Source organism: Agromyces aureus, from assembly GCF_001660485.1.
GTDB lineage: Bacteria > Actinomycetota > Actinomycetes > Actinomycetales > Microbacteriaceae > Agromyces > Agromyces aureus.
Window position 1 is genome coordinate 2306927 of the sequence record NZ_CP013979.1, and the last position, 19495, is coordinate 2326421.

At 69.2% G+C, this 19495-nt stretch carries 20 protein-coding genes; 9 read left to right on the forward strand and 11 right to left on the reverse strand.

The features are described from left to right. Positions 1-32 precede the first annotated feature (32 nt). Positions 33-686: a helix-turn-helix domain-containing protein gene (locus ATC03_RS10220; protein ID WP_227820061.1), complete on the reverse strand. Its 654-nt coding sequence runs from the start codon at positions 684-686 to the stop codon at positions 33-35. A 772-nt stretch (positions 687-1458) separates the two neighbouring features. Between ATC03_RS10220 and ATC03_RS10225 the strand changes: the two genes are divergently transcribed. Both ATC03_RS10225 and ATC03_RS10230 read left to right on the forward strand, forming a co-directional pair. Further along, on the forward strand, positions 1459-2367 hold the full coding sequence (locus tag ATC03_RS10225) for an arsenate reductase/protein-tyrosine-phosphatase family protein (RefSeq protein ID WP_074401013.1): 909 nt from the start codon (positions 1459-1461) through the stop codon (positions 2365-2367). Between the two features lie 84 nt (positions 2368-2451). After that, on the forward strand, positions 2452-2868 hold the full coding sequence (locus tag ATC03_RS10230) for an arsenate reductase ArsC (protein ID WP_067876450.1): 417 nt from the start codon (positions 2452-2454) through the stop codon (positions 2866-2868). A gap of 9 nt (positions 2869-2877) precedes the next feature. Here ATC03_RS10230 and ATC03_RS10235 read toward each other — a convergent pair whose 3' ends face one another. Together ATC03_RS10235 and ATC03_RS10240 are read right to left on the reverse strand one after the other, a co-directional pair. Next, positions 2878-3579 carry a cation efflux transmembrane domain-containing protein gene (locus ATC03_RS10235; RefSeq protein ID WP_067881865.1) on the reverse strand — a complete coding sequence of 234 codons (702 nt, stop codon included), beginning with the start codon at positions 3577-3579 and terminating at the stop codon, positions 2878-2880. After that, positions 3576-4898, reverse strand: coding sequence for an FAD-dependent oxidoreductase (locus ATC03_RS10240; RefSeq protein ID WP_067876452.1), 1323 nt, complete (start codon positions 4896-4898; stop codon positions 3576-3578). The genes ATC03_RS10235 and ATC03_RS10240 overlap by 4 nt, the downstream gene beginning before the upstream one ends. A gap of 99 nt (positions 4899-4997) precedes the next feature. On the opposite strand from ATC03_RS10240, the gene ATC03_RS10245 reads away from it, so the two are divergent. Beyond that, entirely contained in the window at positions 4998-5369 is a 372-nt protein-coding gene (locus tag ATC03_RS10245; RefSeq protein ID WP_067881868.1) for an ArsR/SmtB family transcription factor, read from the forward strand. 64 nt (positions 5370-5433) lie between these two features. Here the strand turns inward: ATC03_RS10245 and ATC03_RS10250 are convergent, their stop codons facing one another. Then, positions 5434-6957 (reverse strand): leucyl aminopeptidase, encoded by a 1524-nt coding sequence (locus ATC03_RS10250; protein ID WP_067876454.1) that lies wholly within the window; start codon positions 6955-6957, stop codon positions 5434-5436. After that, complete coding sequence (locus ATC03_RS10255) at positions 6954-8606, reverse strand: MFS transporter (RefSeq protein WP_067876456.1); 1653 nt, start codon at positions 8604-8606, stop codon at positions 6954-6956. Before ATC03_RS10255 ends, ATC03_RS10250 begins: the two co-directional genes overlap by 4 nt. Positions 8607-8808: 202 nt before the next feature. On the opposite strand from ATC03_RS10255, the gene ATC03_RS10260 reads away from it, so the two are divergent. Continuing rightward, the gene (locus tag ATC03_RS10260) at positions 8809-10368 is read left to right on the forward strand and encodes an SLC13 family permease (protein WP_067876461.1); all 1560 of its coding nucleotides are present in this window, start codon (positions 8809-8811) and stop codon (positions 10366-10368) included. On the opposite strand, the gene ATC03_RS20575 is transcribed toward ATC03_RS10260, so the two are convergent. Then, entirely contained in the window at positions 10341-10502 is a 162-nt protein-coding gene (locus ATC03_RS20575; protein ID WP_156997150.1) for a hypothetical protein, read from the reverse strand. The two genes, ATC03_RS10260 and ATC03_RS20575, sit on opposite strands and share 28 nt — an antisense overlap. Next, the gene (locus ATC03_RS10265; RefSeq protein WP_152030918.1) at positions 10499-10720 is read right to left on the reverse strand and encodes a hypothetical protein; all 222 of its coding nucleotides are present in this window, start codon (positions 10718-10720) and stop codon (positions 10499-10501) included. The genes ATC03_RS20575 and ATC03_RS10265 overlap by 4 nt, the downstream gene beginning before the upstream one ends. A 148-nt stretch (positions 10721-10868) precedes the next feature. On the opposite strand from ATC03_RS10265, the gene ATC03_RS10270 reads away from it, so the two are divergent. After that, positions 10869-11633, forward strand: a complete 765-nt coding sequence (locus ATC03_RS10270; RefSeq protein WP_067876466.1) for an SDR family NAD(P)-dependent oxidoreductase — start codon at positions 10869-10871, stop codon at positions 11631-11633. A gap of 58 nt (positions 11634-11691) precedes the next feature. Here the strand turns inward: ATC03_RS10270 and dhaM are convergent, their stop codons facing one another. Genes dhaM through dhaK form a run of 3 tightly spaced genes read right to left on the reverse strand, consistent with a single transcriptional unit; the run spans position 11692 to position 14117 of the window. Next, positions 11692-12471, reverse strand: a complete 780-nt coding sequence (gene dhaM / locus ATC03_RS10275; RefSeq protein ID WP_227820062.1) for a dihydroxyacetone kinase phosphoryl donor subunit DhaM — start codon at positions 12469-12471, stop codon at positions 11692-11694. Beyond that, complete coding sequence (gene dhaL, locus ATC03_RS20810; RefSeq protein ID WP_067876472.1) at positions 12464-13111, reverse strand: dihydroxyacetone kinase subunit DhaL; 648 nt, start codon at positions 13109-13111, stop codon at positions 12464-12466. The genes dhaM and dhaL overlap by 8 nt, the downstream gene beginning before the upstream one ends. Before the next feature lie 4 nt (positions 13112-13115). After that, a complete protein-coding gene (dhaK, locus tag ATC03_RS10285; RefSeq protein ID WP_067876475.1) occupies positions 13116-14117 on the reverse strand; it encodes a dihydroxyacetone kinase subunit DhaK in 1002 nt (333 codons plus the stop codon). A 201-nt stretch (positions 14118-14318) separates the two neighbouring features. Between dhaK and ATC03_RS10290 the strand changes: the two genes are divergently transcribed. Then, positions 14319-15077, forward strand: coding sequence for an MIP/aquaporin family protein (locus ATC03_RS10290; RefSeq protein WP_067876478.1), 759 nt, complete (start codon positions 14319-14321; stop codon positions 15075-15077). Between the two features lie 120 nt (positions 15078-15197). Then, positions 15198-16712 carry a glycerol kinase GlpK gene (gene glpK / locus ATC03_RS10295; RefSeq protein WP_067876481.1) on the forward strand — a complete coding sequence of 505 codons (1515 nt, stop codon included), beginning with the start codon at positions 15198-15200 and terminating at the stop codon, positions 16710-16712. Between the two features lie 108 nt (positions 16713-16820). Here the strand turns inward: glpK and trpD are convergent, their stop codons facing one another. Beyond that, positions 16821-17873, reverse strand: coding sequence for an anthranilate phosphoribosyltransferase (trpD, locus tag ATC03_RS10300; protein ID WP_067876484.1), 1053 nt, complete (start codon positions 17871-17873; stop codon positions 16821-16823). A gap of 132 nt (positions 17874-18005) precedes the next feature. Here trpD and ctaE point away from each other — a divergent pair, with 132 nt between their 5' ends. After that, on the forward strand, positions 18006-18644 hold the full coding sequence (ctaE, locus tag ATC03_RS10305) for an aa3-type cytochrome oxidase subunit III (protein WP_067876487.1): 639 nt from the start codon (positions 18006-18008) through the stop codon (positions 18642-18644). Positions 18645-18693: 49 nt separating this feature from the next. Further along, on the forward strand, positions 18694-19488 hold the full coding sequence (gene qcrC / locus ATC03_RS10310) for a cytochrome bc1 complex diheme cytochrome c subunit (RefSeq protein ID WP_067876492.1): 795 nt from the start codon (positions 18694-18696) through the stop codon (positions 19486-19488). The last annotated feature ends 7 nt before the right edge of the window (positions 19489-19495 follow it).

The following is a 19495-nucleotide window of genomic DNA, read 5'->3' on the forward strand; positions in this document are numbered from 1 at the left end:
GCCGTCGCCGTCGCCGTCGCCGCAGATTCTGCTCAGGCCAGTGGCGCGCGACGTCGGCCCGTGCTGAGCTTGAGCAAGGCGACGACGTATCGGCACGATGCCTGAGTCGGGTTGGAGAACATGCAATCGACCGGCGCGCCGAGCTGGACGCAGTCGCCGGCGTCGAGTTCGTGGTTCTCCGCACCCTCGGCGAGGCGGAGGCGCCCGTCGAGCACCCAGACCTGCGGTTCGACGAAGAGGAACGCCTCCGCGGGGTAGCGGAGCTCTGCGCCCGGCGGCAGTTCGATCTCGACGAGTTCGAGGTTACGACTGCCCGCCGGGGAGAGGGCACGGCGCACGCTGCCCGTCTCAGGGTCGACCCATGCGGGCTGATCAGCTCTGCGCACGAGGCGCCCGCCGTCCTCGGCCCTGGCGATGAGCCCCGACAGTGTCAGGCCGAGCGCGGTTGCGATCCTGCCGAGAAGCGCCGCCGTCGGCTGCGCGTCTCCGCGCTCGACCTTGGCGATCATCGCGCGCGAGACGCCCGACGCCTCGGCGAGAGCTGCGACGCTGAACCCGAGTTCGGACCGCGCGGCCTGGACGGTCGAGGCGAGCGCCCCGCCCAGGTCGTCGTCGGGCCTGGCCCGATCGTCCGTCGGCTCGTCCTGCGCATCGGGATCGGAATTATGTGTGAACATAATGTGCATTATATGCCACTATATTAGCTGCTCATGTAAAAGAATCACGGCGGCACCGCGCGTCGAACGGCCACCAGCTCGTCGAAGACGGCTCTCGATCGCGGGGGAGTGGGGAGGCGCCGGATCCGCTCGGATTCACCCCCGAGCATGCTGCCGCGCCCTGATGCGACGCGGTGCGGGTGCGGGATCTCGCCAGGATCGTCGAACTGAGCACGGGAGTCCGCTGCATTGTGGCCACGACGACGCAGAGAAGCATTATGGAACTGAACGTGTTCATCGTCGGATTGCAGCGATCCGATCGCGGCGGCACATACGGCGAATGTCGGCCGTCGTTTCTGAACTTCTCGGCTCGGGGTGCACATTATGTCCGCGACGGAAGATCACTCAGGGGCACGCGCGAAGCGGGGTTGCGCCGCAGTGCACGTCCTGAATCCAGGCCTGACTCCTGATCACCCAACGCAGACGCTTGCCCTGCATCAGTTGACACCGGGATGGTCGAACACGTGTGAGCATCGGCGGACATCAACGACAAGCTCGAGACGGAAAGTACCGCAGATCAGCATGGAATGCGTCCGCGGCCCGCTGGGCCTATCGCGCCGATAATGCACATTATGTCGGTTTGATTGGCGGGGGCACTCTCCCATACTTCTCCATGCACCCTCCTCTCTAGTGGCCGCAGAACCCGAGCCGGCAACGCACGTCACCCGAGATACGAGGGCTCAGGCGTGGATCACCACGGCGCATCCCCGAGCCGGCTTCCACAGTGCATAGACTTCGATCTATGAATCAGCCGGACGCGCTCATCGCCGATCCGACCTCGACGACGGCGCTCATCACCGAACCCACGCGCGCTCGGCTTCTGAGGTTGCTCCTGACGAACCCGGACGGACGCTCGACCGTGACGGTGCTGGCCGGCGAGCTCGCCCTGCGCCAGCCGACCGTCACGCACCACGCGAAGCTGCTGACCGAGGCGGGCGTGCTCGCCCGACGACCCGAGGGCCGTCGGGTCTGGTACTCGATCGTGTCGGATCAACGCGATCGAGTCGCCGACCTGCTCGACACCGATGCGGTCATTCCCCCGAGCGACGCCGTGTTCGACCGGATCGCCGACGACCTCTCCGTGCGCTTCGCGGGACGGTTCGGGCGGGAGACCATCGAGCGCACGATGGTCGAGAGTCGCGAACTGCTCGAGCGCGCCGGCACGTCGACGCACCTCGCGTCGCGCACCGCCGAGTTCACCGCCCAGCGCCTCGCGGCGGTCGCAGCGGGGCGATCGGATGCAGCGGGCGTGCCCGAAGTGCTCTTCGTCTGCGTGCGCAACGCCGGAAGATCGCAGATGGCTGCAGCACTGCTCCGGCGACTCGCCGGCGATCGGCTCCGCGTGCGCTCGGCCGGATCCGCGCCCTCCGACCACATCTCCCCCGTCATCGCGAACGCCCTCGACGAACTCGGCGCGTCGATCGGAGACGAGTTCCCGAAGGCGCTCACCGACGACGTCGTGCGCGCCGCCGACGTCGTCGTCACGATGGGCTGCGGCGACGCCTGCCCGGTCTATGCCGATACGCGATACCTGGACTGGGATCTCGCAGACCCGGCGGATCTCCCCCTCGAGCGCGTGCGGGTGATCCGCGACGACATCGATCGTCGCGTGCACGAACTGCTCGAGAGTCTCGTCGCGCGCGTGGGGTGAGTGTCAGCACGCGTCGGGCGCGGCATCCATTCATATAGATCGTGATCTATACTTCGAGGACTCCCCCGGACGAAAGGCCCCGAAATGCCCGAGAAGCCCACCGTCCTGTTCGTGTGCGTGCACAACGCCGGCCGGTCCCAGATGGCCGCCGGATACCTCCGGGCGCTCGGCGGCGACCGCATCGAGGTGCGATCGGCCGGATCCGAGCCGAAAGACGAGATCAACCCCGTCGCCGTCGCTGCGATGGCCGAGCAGGGCATCGACATCACGAACCACACGCCGAAGATCCTCACCACCGAGGCGGTTCGCGACTCCGACGTCGTGATCACGATGGGCTGCGGCGACGCGTGCCCGATCTTCCCCGGCAAGCGCTACGAGGACTGGCAGCTCGACGACCCCGCCGGCCTCGGCCTCGCGGCGGTGCGCCCGATCCGCGACGAGATCCGCGCGCGCGTCGAGTCGCTCCTCGCCGAACTGCTCCCCCAAGGGCCGCTCGGCTGACGGATTGCGTCACGCCGACGCGTCGCCCGCATCGCGGCTCCCGGAGGCCTCGTGTTCGTCTTCGTCTTCGTCTTCGTCGAGGAGCATCCCGATCGGCGTCGCGCATGTGTCGCCGCGCCAGGCTTCGACGCCCTCCCGCACGGCGAACACGGCGATCACGAGCGCGGCGAGCGAGTCCGCCCACGCCCAGCCGAGCAGCGAGTTCAGCACGAGTCCGATGAGCACCGCGGCCGAGAGGTAGGTGCAGATCAAGGTCTGCCTGCTGTCGGCGACGGCTGTGGCGGATCCGAGTTCTCGACCGGTTCGACGTTCGATCCACGACAGGACGGGCATCACGACCACGCTCAGCGCCGTGATCGCGAGTCCTACCGCGGTGTGCTCCGCTTCGGGCATCGCTCCGGCGATCGTCAGCACGGCCGTGATGCCCACGTACGCGGCGAGGGCGAAGAACGAGAACGCGATGACCCGCAGGGTCGGCTTCTCGTATCGCTCAGGATCGGCGCGCGTGAACTGCCACGCGACCGCCGCCGCGGAAAGCACCTCGACGAGCGAATCGAGGCCGAAACCGAGCAGTGCGGCCGACGAGGCGACGGCACCCGCCGCGATCGCGACCGCAGCCTCGATCAGGTTGTAGACGATCGTGAAGCCGACGATCCATCGGATGCGCTGCTGCAGGACGGCCCGACGCTCGCCGGACAGGCGGAGGCTCATGCCGGGGAGCCGCAGCAGCTCGACTCGGCGACGAGGTCGGTCGAGCACACGCCGGTGGACGGCAGCCTGAGTTCGACCCGCGTCGCCGCGGCGAGGTCCCCGGCGAGCCACGCCACGACGGAGCGCACCTGCTCGTACCCCGTCGCGAGCAGGAACGTCGGCGCACGCCCGTACGATTTCATGCCGACGATGAAGAATCCGTGCTCCGGATGCCGCAGTTCGGCGATGCCGTGCGGCTCGACGGTGCCGCAGGAGTGCAGGTTGGGGTCGATGAGCGGGGCGAGTCGTCTCGGCGCCTCGACGACCTCGTCCAGGTCGAGGCGCACCTCGCGCAGGAGTGCGAGATTCGGCCGGAATCCCGTCGCATTCACGACCAGGTCGGTCGTATGGATCGCGACCTCTCCCCCGCGCCGGCCGAGGAGCTCGACGTGATCGCCCGCTCGCCGCGCCCGCAGGATCTCGAAGCCGTCGACGAACTCGATGTCGCCGTGGTGAACGGCCGTTTCGACGCGACCGCCGAGCCTCGCCCGGTCGGCGAGTTCGTCCCCGTCGGAGGACGAGACGCGCGCCGCCCGCGCGTTGCGGATCAGCCAGGCGACCCGCGTGCCGGGAGCCTCCGGGGCGAGCTGCACCAACCCCAGGAGGGTGTTCGCTGCGGAGTGCCCCGCGCCGACGACCGTCGTGCGCCGCCCGGCGAACGTCGCCCGGTCGCGGCCGAGTACATCCGGGAGCGCGGCGTGAACGTGTTCGGCGATCTCCTCGATGCCGAGCAGTCCGAGGCCGTTCGAACCGATCGGGTTCGGCGTACGGTAGGTGCCGGAGGCGTCGAGCACGGCACGCGCGTGCATCTCGTCGATCCCGTCGGCCGTCTTCATCCGCACGAGGAACGGCGTCGACGCACGGTTCGTCGTGCGCGTGCGATCCATGCCGTCGCGGCTGACCGCGAGCACCTCGACGCCGGTGCGGATCCTCGGAGCGATGACGCCGAGCTCGCTGAGCGGCACGAGGTACGTCGTGACGAGTTCCGACCCAGTCGGCGCTCGCTCCGGGTCGGGTTGCGCCCACCCGGTCGCCTCCAGCAGCCGTTGCGATGTGGGGTCGACGAGGTGCCTCCACGGCGAGAACAGGCGCGTGTGCCCCCATTCGCGAACGCTGTCGCCGACCCGCTCCCCCGCTTCCAGCACCACGAAGTCGATGCCGCGCTCGGCCAGGTTCGCGGCGGCGGCGAGCCCGATCGGGCCGGCGCCGATGACGACGACCGGCAACGACTCGAGGAGCTCGTTCGTCACCTGCCTGGTGGTCAGGTCGAGCAGGGTCACGGCGAACTCCTTGATATCGATGAACTTCGATGAACATGCTCAGTATTCGCCCATGCATTGAAGTCTGTCAATATCGACTACCATCGATGCATGGTCACCATGCTCGAGATCACCGATGTCAGCGCCGGCCGGAACGGCGACGCCAACGTGGGCGCCGTCGCCTGTTGCGCACCCCTCGTGCGGGAGCCCCTCGATGCCGATGCGGCCGAGCTGCTGGCCCGCAATATCAAGGCGCTCGCCGACCCGACCCGCCTGCGTCTGCTGTCGATCGTCGCGGCATCCGACGGAGGCGAAGCGTGCGTCTGCGATCTCACCGCCCCGGTCGGCCTCAGCCAGCCGACCGTGTCCCACCACCTGAAGATCCTGGCCGACGCCGGATTCCTCACCCGCTCGAAACGCGGCACCTGGGCGTACTACCGCCTCGTTCCCACCGCGCTCGACGACGTCGCGCGCGTGCTCGGCTCGGTCTGAGCCGAACACACGCTCCGCGCCGGGCTCTCACCAGGACGACCGGCCGGCGTCGAACCGTCGCCGCTCACGCGACCGGCGTGAACCCCCGCGCGACCTCGATCAGGATGCGCGTGCCGTAGCCCGTCGCGCCCTTCGAGCGCCATGCGTCGTCGGCGTCGCTCTGCATGGTTCCGGCGATGTCGAGATGCGCCCACGGCGTGTCCTCGACGAACTCCGCGAGGAACAGGGCCGCCGTGGCCGCCCCCGCCGAGGCGCCGCCGAGATTCGCGATGTCCGCGACATCCGAATCGAGCTGTTTGCGGTACTTGCGTTCGAGGGGCAGCTGCCAGGCGGGCTCGTCGGTCGCGTCGGCTGCGGCCTTGATTCGATCGACGAGTGGCTGGCTGGTGCCGAGCAGCGCTGCCGTCGACGGTCCGAGCGCCATGAGCGCCGCGCCGGTGAGCGTCGCGATGTCGATGATCGCGTCGACGCCGGCCTCGGTGGCGAGCACGAGCCCGTCCATCATCACGAGGCGGCCCTCGGCGTCGGTGTTCTTCACCTCGACGGTCTTGCCGCCCCGCGCAGTGAGTACGTCGCCGAGCTTGTACGCCGAGCCCGACGGCATGTTGTCGGTGCAGAGCAGCCACCCGGAGACGGCCGCGGTCGCGCCGAGGTCCCGCAGCGCGGTGAACGCCGCGAGCACGGATGCCGCCCCGCCCATGTCCATCTTCATCAGCAGGTGCATCGGATCGGACGGCTTCAGGCTGATGCCGCCGGAGTCGTACATGATGCCCTTGCCGACGAGGCCGAGATGCCCGGTCGGCTCGTCCGATGGCGTATAGCGAAGCACGACGAGCCGGGGTTCCTCGGCACTGCCGGCGTTGACGCCGAGCAGGCCGCCGCAGCCGAGGTCGATGAGCTCCTGCTTGTCGAACGCTTCGACGTCGAATCCGAACCGGCCGCCGAGGATCGTGGCGACCTCGGCGAGGTCGGTTGCGGTGAGGTGGCTCGGCGGCGTGTTCGCGAGGTCGCGCGCGATCGCGGTGGCCCGTGCGGTCACGAGCCCCTGCGCGATGCCCTCGGATGCCGCAGCCACCTCGACCCCGTCGAGTCGCAGGTCGACGGTCGCGAGCTTCGGCTCGCGCGCGGTGGCCTTCAGCGCGTCGTATCGGTAGCGCGCGAGGAGCGCGCCCTCGGTGAGCGCACGGGCCGCGGATGCCGCGTCGACCGTGCCGATCGTCGTGACGCGCAGTCCGAGATGCGTGGCCTTGGGCACGGCTCGCACGAATGCGGCGGCCGCGTCGCGCAACCCCGCCTCGGACAGCTCGTCGACCGGCCCCGCGCCGACGACGACCAGCAGCGTCGGCTCGGCGCCCGCGAGCACGAGCGTGGTTCCGGGCTTGGCCTCGAAGCCGGCACGCTCGAGCGCCTCCCGGTCGAGCGGGACGCCCTCCGGCAGGTCTCCGTCGGCGTGCACGAGCACGCCGATCGCCTCGAGCGAACCGGCGCCGAGTTCGTCGACGGCGGTCACGACGACCGCATCCGAAGCTGCGAGCGACGGGATCGCCGAGAAGTCCGCCGGGATGAGCTTGTTCGGGCTCCTGGTCATCGTGCCGCCTCCACTGCGTCGGGGTCTTCGACCTCATCGATCGGGTCGTCGTCGTCGGGCTCGAGCTTCTCGGGCAGGTCGCCCTTGCGCACCCCGGGCATCCTGAGCGCCGGGATGATCGCGAGCAGGGCGAGCAGGGCCAGGCCGAGCAGCGAGATCTTCAGCGACTGGAGTCGTGCGTCCTCGTTGATCTCGACGGCCGCTGCGATCTCCGCCTCGCTCGCCGAGGTCGCCTGCAGGGCGGCCTCGAGCTGGCTGTTCGTCATGAAGTCCGCCTCGTTGATGTTGACCGAGGCGATGAGTTCGTCGCCGATCTCGGGATGCTCCGCAGCCGAGATGGCCAGCGTCGACGAGAGGATGCCGACCGCGAACGCGGTGGCCACAGCGATGCCGACCGAACCCGAGAGGTTGTGCACGAGACCGCGCCACGCGCCGACGTCACCGGCGAGCTGTCTCGGCGCCGACGAGAGCAGCGTGTTGAAGACGAGCGCCACGATCGACCCCTGCCCGAGACCCAGCAGGATGAGTCCGACGACGACGAACGCCTGGCCCCACTCCCCCCGAACGGTGAACGCGAGCAGGGTGAGCGCCAGCGCGACGACGACGAAGCCGGCCGCGCCGAGGATGCGCGGCGTGAACCTGCCGTAAAGGTACGCGATGAACGTCGACGCGAGGAAGATCGAGAGGGTGTACGGGATGATCGAGAACGACGTCTCGATGCCGCTGAGGCCCTGCACCACCTGCATGTAGAGCGGGATCAGGAAGTTCGCGGCCGTGCCGACGAACAGCATGATCGCCATGCAGGCCGTGACCGCCCGTTCCGATCCGGTCGCGAGCACGCGCAGGTCGAAGATCCGAGGCCGATGCTCACGACCCCGTCGCCGCAGCCACAGGAAGAACACCTGCCCGACGACGACGCCGAACACGATGAGCACGGGCGCCGGTGAGATGCCGAGGATGTCGAACGGCGCCTGCGTCGTGGCATCCCACACACCCCAGCTGTTGAGGCCCGAGAACCCGAAGCTCAGGAGCACGATCGCGATGGCGGCGAGCAGCGCGCCGATCCAGTCGATCGTGAGCCCGGGCTGGTTCGGCACCTTCTTCAGGCCGAAGCTCAGCAGCAGGTTGATCGCACCGAGTGCGACCATCAGCGCGAAGGACCAGCGCCAGCCGATGGTCGTCGCGAACGACCCCGCGACGAGCAGCGCGAGCACGCCGGCGGCGGGGATCGCGGCGGCGAGCAGTCCGATCGCCTTCGCCTGCTGGTCGCCGTGGTAGTTCGTGGCGATGAAGACCGTGAGCGCGGGCGCGATGAGCGCGATGACCGCTCCCGACGAGGCCTGGGCGATGAAGAGCATGGCCGGACTCTGCGAGAGCGCGACGCCCGCCATTGCGAGCGCGTGCACGCCGACTGCGATCTGGAACACGCCGCGAGTGCCGAACCTGGCCCCGATCTTGGCGCCGAGCAGGATGAACGCCGCCATCGCGAAGGTGCCGGCCGTGATCGCGGTGCCCACCGACGACGCCGCGGTGTCGAGGTCGGTCGTGATGCCCGCCATCGACACGGTGAGCGCATTCACGGCGAACGAGGCCTGGATCTGCGTCAGCACGACCACGATGAGCGGCAGCCACGGAGCCTTCGCCTTCACCGCCGCGCCTCCCGCCCCGACTGCTCCGACTGCTCCGACCTCGTCCGTACGTCCGCTCGACGCCATCGAACACCTCTCCCCCGAAACGTGTGGCCCGAACCGTACGCGGCACGGGCGCTCACCGCTGACAGTACTGCCACGATTGCGCGAGCGGAACCATGCAACACCTCGATCGACGGATGCCGCGCACTAGGGTTGCCGCATGGATCCCGTCGCCCTCACGCTGGGCATCCTCGCGCTGGCCATCGTGGCGTTCCTCTCGAACCGCGTGCCGCTCGGCATCGTCGCGATCGGCGTCTCCGTGGCGCTCTGGGCGACGGGGGTGCTCGATCTCGGGCAGGCGCTCGCCGGGTTCGGCGATCCCACCGTGATCTTCATCGCGAGCCTGTTCGTCGTGAGCGAGGCGCTGGACTCGACGGGCGTCACGGCATGGGCCGGTCAGGTCGTGATCGGCAGAGCCGGTACCCGGCGTACGCCGCTCCTGCTCGTCATCTGCGTGCTCGTCGCCGTGATCACGGCGCTGATCAGCGTGAACGGCGCGGTCGCTGCGCTCATCCCGGTCGTCGTGGTGGTCGCGACCCGCGCCGGCATCCCGCCGTCGCAGATGCTCATGCCGCTCGCCTTCTCGGCGCATGCCGGGTCGATGCTCGCACTCACGGGCACGCCCGTGAACATCATCGTGAGCGAGACGGCGGCGGATGCCGGTGCTCGCCCGTTCGGCTTCTTCGAGTTCGGGCTAGTCGGCCTTCCCCTGCTCGTCGGAACGCTCGCCATCATCGCCGTCTTCGGACGATGGCTGCTGCCGTCGCGCACCCCGACCACGCTCCCCCGGGATCTGGGGGCGCTCTCGGACACCCTCCGACGGCAGTATGCGATCCCCGACGGCACCGAGCTCATCGGCGTGCGCAACGGCGTCACCGAGGTGGTGGTCGCACCGCGCTCCAAGCTCATCGGACTGCGGCTCTTCGCGGGCATGACCACGCCGAGCGGCGACCTCGTCGTCGTCGCGGTCCAGCGCGCCGGCGAGGAGCTCGTCGGCCCCGACGCGACGCTGCAGCCCGGCGACACCCTGCTGCTCTCCGGCGCGTGGGACGACCTCGAGCGGCGCACCGCCGGCCCCGACGTGCTCGTCGTCGATCGCCCGTCGGGGCTGCGGCGATCGGTTCCACTCGGAGTCGGCGCGAAGCGCGCGATCGTCGTGCTCGGGCTCATGGTCGTGCTGCTCGCCACGGGCATCGTGCCTCCCGCGATCGCGGGCCTGCTCGCGGCATCCGCCCTCGTGCTGCTGAGGGTGCTCACGCCGATGCAGTCGTACCGGAGCATCTCGTGGACCACGGTCGTGCTCGTGGCGGGCATGATCCCGCTCTCGACGGCGTTCGTGCAGACCGGCGCGGCCGATCTCGTCGCGCGCACCCTGCTCGACGTCGTCGGCGACGCGTCGCCCACGGTCGCCCTGCTCGCCGTGTGCGTGCTCACGATGGTGCTGGGTCAGTTGATCTCGAACACGGCGACGGTGCTCATCGTCGCCCCGATCGCGGTCGTCGTCGCGGGTGAGCTCGGCGTGTCGGTGCTGCCATTCATGATGGCGCTGTCGGTCGCCGGCGCCGCGGCGTTCCTCACCCCGGTCGCCACACCTGTGAACACGATGGTGCTCGAGCCGGGCGGCTACCGGTTCGGCGACTACTGGAAGCTCGGGCTGCCGCTCCTGCTGCTGTTCCTTGCGGTCGCCGTGCTCTACGTGCCGTTGATCTGGCCGTTCTGATCGCTCGCCGGCGACCCGCGATCGATCGAACGATCGATGCCCGCATCGCATCGATGAAGGCAGATCGATTCCGCAAATGAATGGATGCCATGGCCGACCGCATCCACGATGCGGGCGTCGACGCCGCGACTCATCGATCGATGGGCATCCCCAGTTCGTTCAGCGGCGTGTCGATCGCACGCTCCGGCAGCCGATCGGTCGTCGGGCACTCGAGCATCGAATTGGGCGTCGAGTGGTCGATCCGGTGCTCCCCCATCGCGTGTCCGCAGAGCGGGCACGGCCGCTCTGCGAGCGGACGCGGGTCTTCGGGATTCGCATCGACGGCCTGACTGCCGCCGAGCGTCGACGACATCGAGTGTCCGACCCGGTCGACGAGTCGTGAGAAGGAGTTTCCGGTCTTGCCCTCAGGCGGGCTCGCCACTTCGCGCACCATGCGCGGATGCTACGCCTGCCCGCCGATCGCCGCCAGCACCCCGAGACATCCGTTCTACGCTGGCATCATGGCCCGACCGACTTCACACCATCCCGTCACGATCGTCACCGGTGCGAGCCGAGGCATCGGCGCGGCGATCGCCGTTCGGCTCGCGGCAGCCGGGCACGACCTGGTCCTCACGTATCGCGAGCGCGCCGCCGAGGCCGAGGCGGTTCGAGTCGACTGCGAGGCCGCCGGCGTGCAGGTGCTCGTCCTCCAGGTCGACATGGCCGATCTGGATGCGGCGGCGACCGTCGTGCCCGCCGCGATCGCCCGCTTCGGCACCGTCACCGGCCTCGTGAACAACGCGGGCATCACGGCCCGCATCGGTCCCTTCCTCGATGCGCCCATCGAGGAGACCGAGATGGTGTTCCGCATCAACGTGCTCGCTCCGACCCTCATCACGCAGGGTGCCATCGCGCACATGGCGACCGACCGCGGCGGCGCGGGCGGCGCCGTCGTGAACATCTCCTCGGGTGCGGCGACCAGCGGTTCGCCCAACACCTACGTGACGTACGCGATGAGCAAGGCGGCGCTGAACGCGCTCACGATCGGCGCCTCGAAGGAGTTCGGCCCGGTGGGCGTGCGCGTCAACACGGTCTCGCCCGGCACCACCCGCACCGAGATCCACGCGGCGGCCGGGCGACCGGATGCACCCGACGAGCGCGCGCCCGGCATCCCCATGCGGAGGCCGGGCGAGGTGCACGAGATCGCGGGAGCCGTCGCCTACCTGCTCTCCGAGGACGCCTCGTACACCTCGGGCGCCGACATCCGCATCACCGGCGGCAACTGACGGCTCGCACGACGTCGCGACGTCGCAGTGCCGCGACATCGTGACGTCGTGGCGTCGTTCAGTGCTCGCCGAACCCGCTCTGCACGAGGTCGGCGAGGGCATCCACTGCGGCGGCGCCCTCAGGGTCGACGCTCGCGATCTCGATCGAGGCGCCCTTCGTGAGCCCGAGGGACATGATCGCGAGCAGGCTCCTCGCATCGATGCCGTTCACGGTCACCCGTTGCGCGAACGTGCTGGCGAGCTTCACGAACTCGGCTGCGGGGCGCGCGTGCAGTCCGTCGTCGTTCGTGATGGTCTCGCGTCGCGCATAGCCGGCTGCTGCACTCGCCTCGGCGCTCGCGCCCGTCGCCTCGGCCGGTGCGTCGGATGCCGGTACGCCGGCCTCGATCGGCCCGCCAGCGGCATCCGCACCGCCGTCGCCGTCGCCGTCGCCGGCCGTCGCGTTCGCCGAACGCGCCGCCGCGACCACCGCGTCGATGGGCTCGCCGGCCTCTGCGGCGACCGCCGCCGCGACTCCGCCCTCGACGAGCGGGGCGTCGGCGATGACCACGCGGGTGCGGGTCTCGTCGTCGAGGAAGTCGAGCGCGGTCTCGGTCGTGAGGATCGCCGAACCCAGGTCGCACAGCACGACGGCGCCTGCGCCCGAATCCGCTTCGCCGATGGCCGCGGTGACGCGGTCGAAGCTCGTGCCGATGCGGCCGTCGTCCGTGCCGCCCGCGGCGACGAGGGAGATCGTCGGCGCCATCTGCGCGGCCAGGTCGACGAGCCCTTCGGCGATCTTCGACGAGTGCGAGACGAACACGAGCCCGACGCGCGGCGAGTCGCCCACGTCAGGCACCCGTCGACTCGGAGGCGGCATCCGCCGCCGCACGCAGCAGGAGCGCCGTCGACTGCGCGCCCGGATCTCGGTGGCCCACCGAACGCTCGCCGAGGTAGCTCGCGCGGCCCTTGCGGGCGATGAGCGGCTCGGTCGCCTCCGCACCGGCTTCAGCCGCATCCGCCGCGGCGGCGAGCACCGCGGTGGCGTCGGCACCGGATGCCGCTGCCGCGGCCGCCGCATCGACCGCCGGCGTCCACGCATCGATCATGGTCTTGTCGCCGGATTCGGCCTTGCCCCGGGACACGATGCCGTCGCGCGCCGCGGCGAGGATCTTCGCGATCGCCTCGCCGTCCAGCGAGGACTCGGAACCCGCGGCAGCGGCCGCCTTCAGGTAGGCGGTGCCGTAGAGCGGCCCCGCGGCTCCGCCGACCGTGGAGATCAGGGTCATCGCCACGAGTTTCAGCACGTCGCCGGGCGTCGAGCCCGCCGCGAGGTCGTCGAGCTTCGGCACCACGGCGGTGAACCCCCGATCGAGGTTCTCGCCGTGGTCGCCGTCTCCGATGTCGCGGTCGAGCCTGATCAGCTCGACGCGGTGCTCGGCGATGACGTCGGCACTGCGCCTGACCCAGTCGACCGCCCAGGTGATGTCCAGTCCCACGCGCCTATCGCCCCCATCTCAGCGCCGCCGTCTGGACGGGCGCATCCCAGAGTTCGATCATCTCGTCGTCGAGCTTCAGCAGTGTGATCGACATGCCCTGCATCTCGAGCGCCGTGATGTAGTTGCCCACGAGCGAGCGCTCGACGGAGATGCCACGCTCGCGGAGCACCTCGTCGGCACGACGATAGGCGAGGTACAGCTCGACTTGCGGGGTGCCGCCCATGCCGTTGACGAAGAGCAGCACGCGGTCGCCCTCGCCGAACGGCAGGTCCTCGAGGATGGGTTCGAGGAGCCGATCCACCAGTCGGTCGGCGGGCTCGAGGCCCACGCGCTCACGACCCGGTTCACCGTGGATGCCGATGCCGATCTCGATCTCGTCTTCGGCGAGGTCGAAGCTCGGCTCCCCCGCATGCGGCACGACGCAGGCCGTCAGCGCGAGCCCCATGGATCTCGCGTTCGCGTTCACGCGCTCGGCGAGGTCGGCGACCTCGTCGAGCGAGTCGCCTCGCTCGGCGGCCGCGCCCGCGATCTTCTCGACCAGCACGGTGCCCGCGACGCCGCGTCGACCGGCGGTGTAGAGCGAGTCCTTGACGGCGACGTCGTCGTCGGTCACCACCGCTCGCACGGTGATGCCGTCCATGGCGGCGAGCTCGGCCGCGGTCTCGAAGTTCAGCACGTCGCCCGTGTAGTTCTTCACGATGTGGAGCACCCCGGCCCCACCGTCGACGGCCTTGGTCGCTGCGAGGATCGGGTCGGGCGTGGGCGAGGTGAACACGGCACCGGGCACCGCGGCATCGAGCATGCCGAAGCCGACGTAGCCGGCGTGCAGCGGCTCGTGGCCGCTGCCACCGCCGCTCACGAGGCCGACCTTGCCGGCGATCGGCGCATCGGCCCGCACGACGTGCACGGGCTCGAGTTCGACGCGGACGAGATCCGCATGGGCTCTGCCGAATCCGGCGACCGATTCCTCGACCACTCGCTTCGGGTCGTTGATGATCTTCTTCACGCTCATCCTTCCCCCGGGCTGCAGGATGCCGAGCGACCGTGCATCGGCTCCGACGCAGCACTCCCGTCGCCAACCTACGCCAGCAGGCGACCGACGTGGAAGGGGTACGCCAACTCCCGCGCGGCCATTCCCTGCGAACCGGCCACGGGGATATGGTGACCATGCGACCGCAACGATGCGGCGCACGCGAAGGGGGTTGCAATGAATCTCGGGATCATCTTCCTTTCGGAGATGGTGGGCACGGCGATGTTGGTCCTGCTCGGTTGCGGTGTCGTGGCGAATGTCGCGCTCGTGAAGAACAAGGGCTACAACGGCGGGTTCCTGATGGTGAACATCGGCTGGGGCCTCGCGGTCTTCTCCGGCGTCATCGTCTCGTACGCGTCGGGCGCCCACTTGAACCCGGCCGTAACGCTCGGCCTCACGGCGAACTTCCTCGGCAAGGGCGAGACGGAGTTCGTTCCTGGTATCCCGATCGACGGTGCGTCGATCTTCACCTACATCGGCGCGCAGTTCGTCGGAGCCTTCATCGGCGCGGTCTGCTGCTGGCTCGCCTACAAGCAGCACTTCGACGAGGAGCCGCTGCCCGCCAACAAGCTCGGCGTGTTCTCGACCGGCCCGGCGATCCGCTCGTACGGCTGGAACCTCGTGACCGAGATCTTCGGCACGTTCGTGCTCGTCTTCGTCATCCTCGGATTCTCGTACGGCGGAACTCCCGCCGAGCTCGGCGCGATCCCGGTGGCGTTCCTCGTGATCGCGATCGGCGCCTCCCTCGGTGGCCCGACCGGCTATGCGATCAACCCCGCGCGCGACCTCGGTCCGCGCATCGCCCACGCGCTGCTGCCGATCAAGGGCAAGGGCGGCAGCGACTGGAGCTACTCGTGGGTCCCGGTGGTCGGTCCGATCATCGGTGGTCTCCTCGCAGGTTGGGCCGCGCTCGCCCTCCTGCCCGTACTCGGCTGAGCGGACGTGCCCGCGCTCGACTGAGCGGGCATCGACGGCGGGCCCGCGCCCCATCGGCGCGGGCTGGCGATCAATGATTGGCGCGCCTCGCGCTGCGAGGCCGCAGACAGAGAGGAAGTCATGGCCGACTACATCCTGGCGATCGACCAGGGAACGACGAGCACCCGCTCGATCATCTTCGACAAGAAGGGATCGGTCATTTCGACGGGTCAGCTCGAGCACGAGCAGATCTTCCCGAAGGCGGGTTGGGTCGAGCACGACGCCAACGAGATCTGGCGCAACACGGGCGAGGTGATCGGCCAGGCGCTCGGCAAGGCGAAGCTGACCAGGCACGACATCGCCGCGGTGGGCATCACGAACCAGCGCGAGACCGCCGTCGTGTGGGATAAGAACACGGGCGAGCCCGTGTACAACGCGATCGTCTGGCAGGACACCCGTACCCAGCCGATCGTCGACCGGCTCGCGGCCGACGGCGGCGTCGAGCGCTTCAAGCAGGACGTCGGGCTGCCGCTCGCGACCTACTTCTCGGGCACGAAGATCGTCTGGATCCTCGAGAACGTCGAGGGTGCGCGCGAGAAGGCCGAGGCGGGCGACCTGCTCTTCGGCACGACCGACACGTGGGTCCTCTGGAATCTCACGGGCGGCGTCGACGGCGGCGTGCATGCGACCGACGTCACCAACGCCAGCCGCACGCTGTTCATGGACCTCGAAACGCTCTCGTGGCGCGACGACATCCTCGAGGCGTTCGGTGTTCCGAAGTCGATGCTGCCCGAGATCCGCTCGTCTTCCGAGGTCTACGGCACGGCGTCGTCGTCCAGCCTGCTCCGCGAGACGCCCGTCGCCGGCATCTTGGGCGACCAGCAGGCCGCGACGTTCGGCCAGGCCGCGTTCGGCCCTGGCGAATCCAAGAACACCTATGGCACGGGCAACTTCCTGATCTTCAACACCGACACCGAGATCGTCCACTCGAAGAACGGGCTGCTGACGACGCTGGGCTACAAGCTCGGCGACCAGCCGGCCCACTACGCGCTCGAGGGATCGATCGCCGTCACGGGGTCGCTGATCCAGTGGCTCCGCGACAACCTGGGGCTCATCTCGAGCGCACCGGAGGTCGAAGAGCTCGCCAAGACGGTCGACGACAACGGCGGCGCGTACTTCGTGCCGGCGTTCTCGGGCCTGTTCGCGCCGTACTGGCGTTCGGACGCCCGCGGCGCGCTCGTCGGTCTCACGAGGTACGTGAACAAGGGCCACATCGCCCGTGCCGCCCTCGAGGCGACGGCGTTCCAGACCCGCGAGGTGCTCGACGCCGTGAACGCCGACTCTGGCGTGGATCTCACCGAGCTCAAGGTCGACGGCGGCATGATCGCGAACAACACGCTCATGCAGTTCCAGGCCGACATCCTGGGTGTGCCGGTCGTGCGTCCCGTGGTCGCGGAGACCACCGCGCTCGGTGCGGCCTACGCGGCCGGCCTCGCGGTCGGATTCTGGAGCGACCTCGACGAACTCCGCGCCAACTGGCAGGAGGACTCGCGCTGGGAGCCGAAGATGGAAGCCGAGGAGCGCGACCGTCAGATCCGCCTCTGGAAGAAGGCCGTCACGAAGACGTTCGACTGGGTCGACGACGACGTGACGTGACCCTCGTCCACTGAACGACGAGCACGGGCCCCGCGGATGTCGCGGGGCCCGTGCTCGTCGTCGTCGGGCGTCGCGGCCGGCATATCGCGTGCACCGTCGTCCGGCGGCTCACCGCTCGGTCGCGGCGACCCACTGCTCGAGCTTGCGGGCGGCGGCGCCCGAGTCGATCGTCTCGGCGGCGATGGCCATCTGCTCGGCGAAGCGGTCGAGGATCGAACGCTGCACCTGCGAGGGGTCCTGCGCGAGCGCGTACGAGACGAGCCCCGCTGCGGCGTTCAGCACCACGATGTCGCGCACCGGACCCTGCTCGCCCGCGAAGACCCGGTGGACGACCTCGGCGTTGAACGCCGCGTCGCCGCCCTTGAGCTGGTCGATCTTCGCACGGGCGATGCCGAGATCGCGCGGATCCAGATCGTGCTCCTTGACCGTGCCGCGCGAGACTTCCCAGACGTGGCTGTGCCCGGTCGTCGTGAGCTCGTCGAGCCCGTCGTCGCCGCGGAACACGAGGGCCGTCGCTCCACGCGTCTGGAACACGCCGACGATGAGGGGAACCCGGTCGAGGTGGGCGACGCCGACGGCCGACGCCTCCGGCCTGGCCGGGTTGCAGAGCGGGCCGAGGAAGTTGAAAACGGTCGGCACGCCGAGCTGGGCGCGCACGGCACCCGCGTGTCGGAAGCCCGGGTGGAACGCCGACGCGAATGCGAACGTGATGCCGGCCTCGTCGAGCACCTCGCCCACCCGCTCGGCCGGCAGCGCGAGATCGATGCCGAGGGCGGCGAGCACGTCGGAGGAGCCTGAGGCCGAGCTGGCAGCACGGTTGCCGTGCTTGATCACGGGAACGCCGGATGCCGCGGCGACCACGGACGCCATGGTCGACACGTTCACCGTGCCGAACCGGTCTCCCCCGGTGCCGACGATGTCCAGCGCCATGGGATCCACGTCGAGCGGCACGGCGTGCTCGAGCACCGCATCCCGGAAGCCGACGACCTCGTCGACGGTCTCGCCCTTGGCGCGGAGCGCCACGAGGAACGCTGCGAGCTGCGCCTCGGTCGCCGAACCCGTCATGACCTGCTCCATGCACCACGCGGCATCGGACACGCTCAGGTCCTCTCGTGCGAGAAGAGCGGTCAGGATCGCGGGCCAGGTCTGTTCGGCGGACATGACCTCGATCCTAGCCACGGGATTCAGGGGCGATTCACGGGTCTCTCCCACCGCGAGTTAGGGTTGCCTTACCGAGATCCGAACGACACGTCTGCCGAGGATGACGAAAACTCAGTGCTGATTTCAGCCATAATGGACTTCGTGACGAGCACTTCATTGACTTTCCAGGCGAGCGCGCCGGTGATCAAACGACCGAACACCGTTGCGGTGGGCACGATCGTCTGGCTCGGCAGCGAGGTCATGTTCTTCGCGGGCCTCTTCGCCATCTACTTCACGCTCCGGTCGATGTCGCCCGAGCTGTGGGCGGCGCAGTCCGGCATGCTGAACTTCCCGTTCTCGCTGACGAACACGATCATCCTCGTGCTCTCGTCGGTGACCTGCCAGTTCGGCGTGTTCGCTGCCGAGCGCATGCAGCCCTACGCCACCGGCTGGAAGCCGACGCAGTGGGGCATGGTCGAGTGGTTCTTCCTCACCTTCGCCATGGGCGCGGTCTTCGTCTCGGGCCAGGTCTGGGAGTACGCGATGCTCGTCTCCGAGGGCGTCTCCCTCTCGTCCGACTCCTACGGGTCGGCCTTCTACCTCACCACCGGATTCCACGGCCTCCACGTGACCGGCGGTCTCATCGCGTTCCTCCTCGTCATCGGCCGCGTCTTCGCCGTGAAGAACTTCGGCCACAAGGAGGCCACGAGCGCGATCGTCGTGTCCTACTACTGGCACTTCGTCGACGTCGTCTGGATCGGCCTGTTCCTGGTCATCTACGTCCTCAAATAATCGCAAGCAGGAGCGCCCACCCAGCATGCACGCGAACAGGAAGAACCCCATGAACCGCCAGAAGCGACGTACCGGCCGCAGGCACCCGCTCGCCACGGTCGCATTGCTCGCGATCGGTCTCATCTTCACGGGCGGCGCCTACGCGGCCCTGAGCGCGGGCACGACCGCGCAGGCCGAGACCGACCTGACCTCGCAGCAGACGATCGACGAGGGCAAGAAGCTCTTCCAGGCGAACTGCGCGACCTGCCACGGTCTCTCGGCCCAGGGCACCGAGACCGGCCCGAGCCTCGTCGGCGTGGGTGCCGCCTCGGTCGACTTCCAGGTCGGCACCGGCCGCATGCCCATGCAGATGCAGGGGCCGCAGGCGCAGGTCAAGCCCGTGCAGTTCACCGACGAGCAGATCCTGCAGCTCGCGGCGTACGTCGCCTCGCTCGGCCCCGGCCCGTCGATCCCGCCCGCGCACCTCGTCGACGGCGGCGGCGACGCCGCGAACGGCGCTGAGCTCTTCCGCATCAACTGCGCGATGTGCCACAACGTGGCCGGCGCCGGTGGCGCGCTCACCGAGGGCAAGTTCGCTCCCGCCCTCACCGAGACCAGCGGCGTGCACATCTACGAGGCGATGGTCACCGGCCCGCAGAACATGCCCGTCTTCAGCGATATGAACATCTCGCCCGAAGACAAGCGCGACATCATCACGTACCTCAAGTACGTCCAGGACAACCGGTCTCCCGGCGGATTCGAGCTCGGCTCGCTCGGCCCCGTTGCCGAGGGTCTGTTCATCTGGATCTTCGGTCTCGGCGCGATCGTCGCGATCACCGTGTGGATCACGGCGAAGTCCAACTAAGCGCACG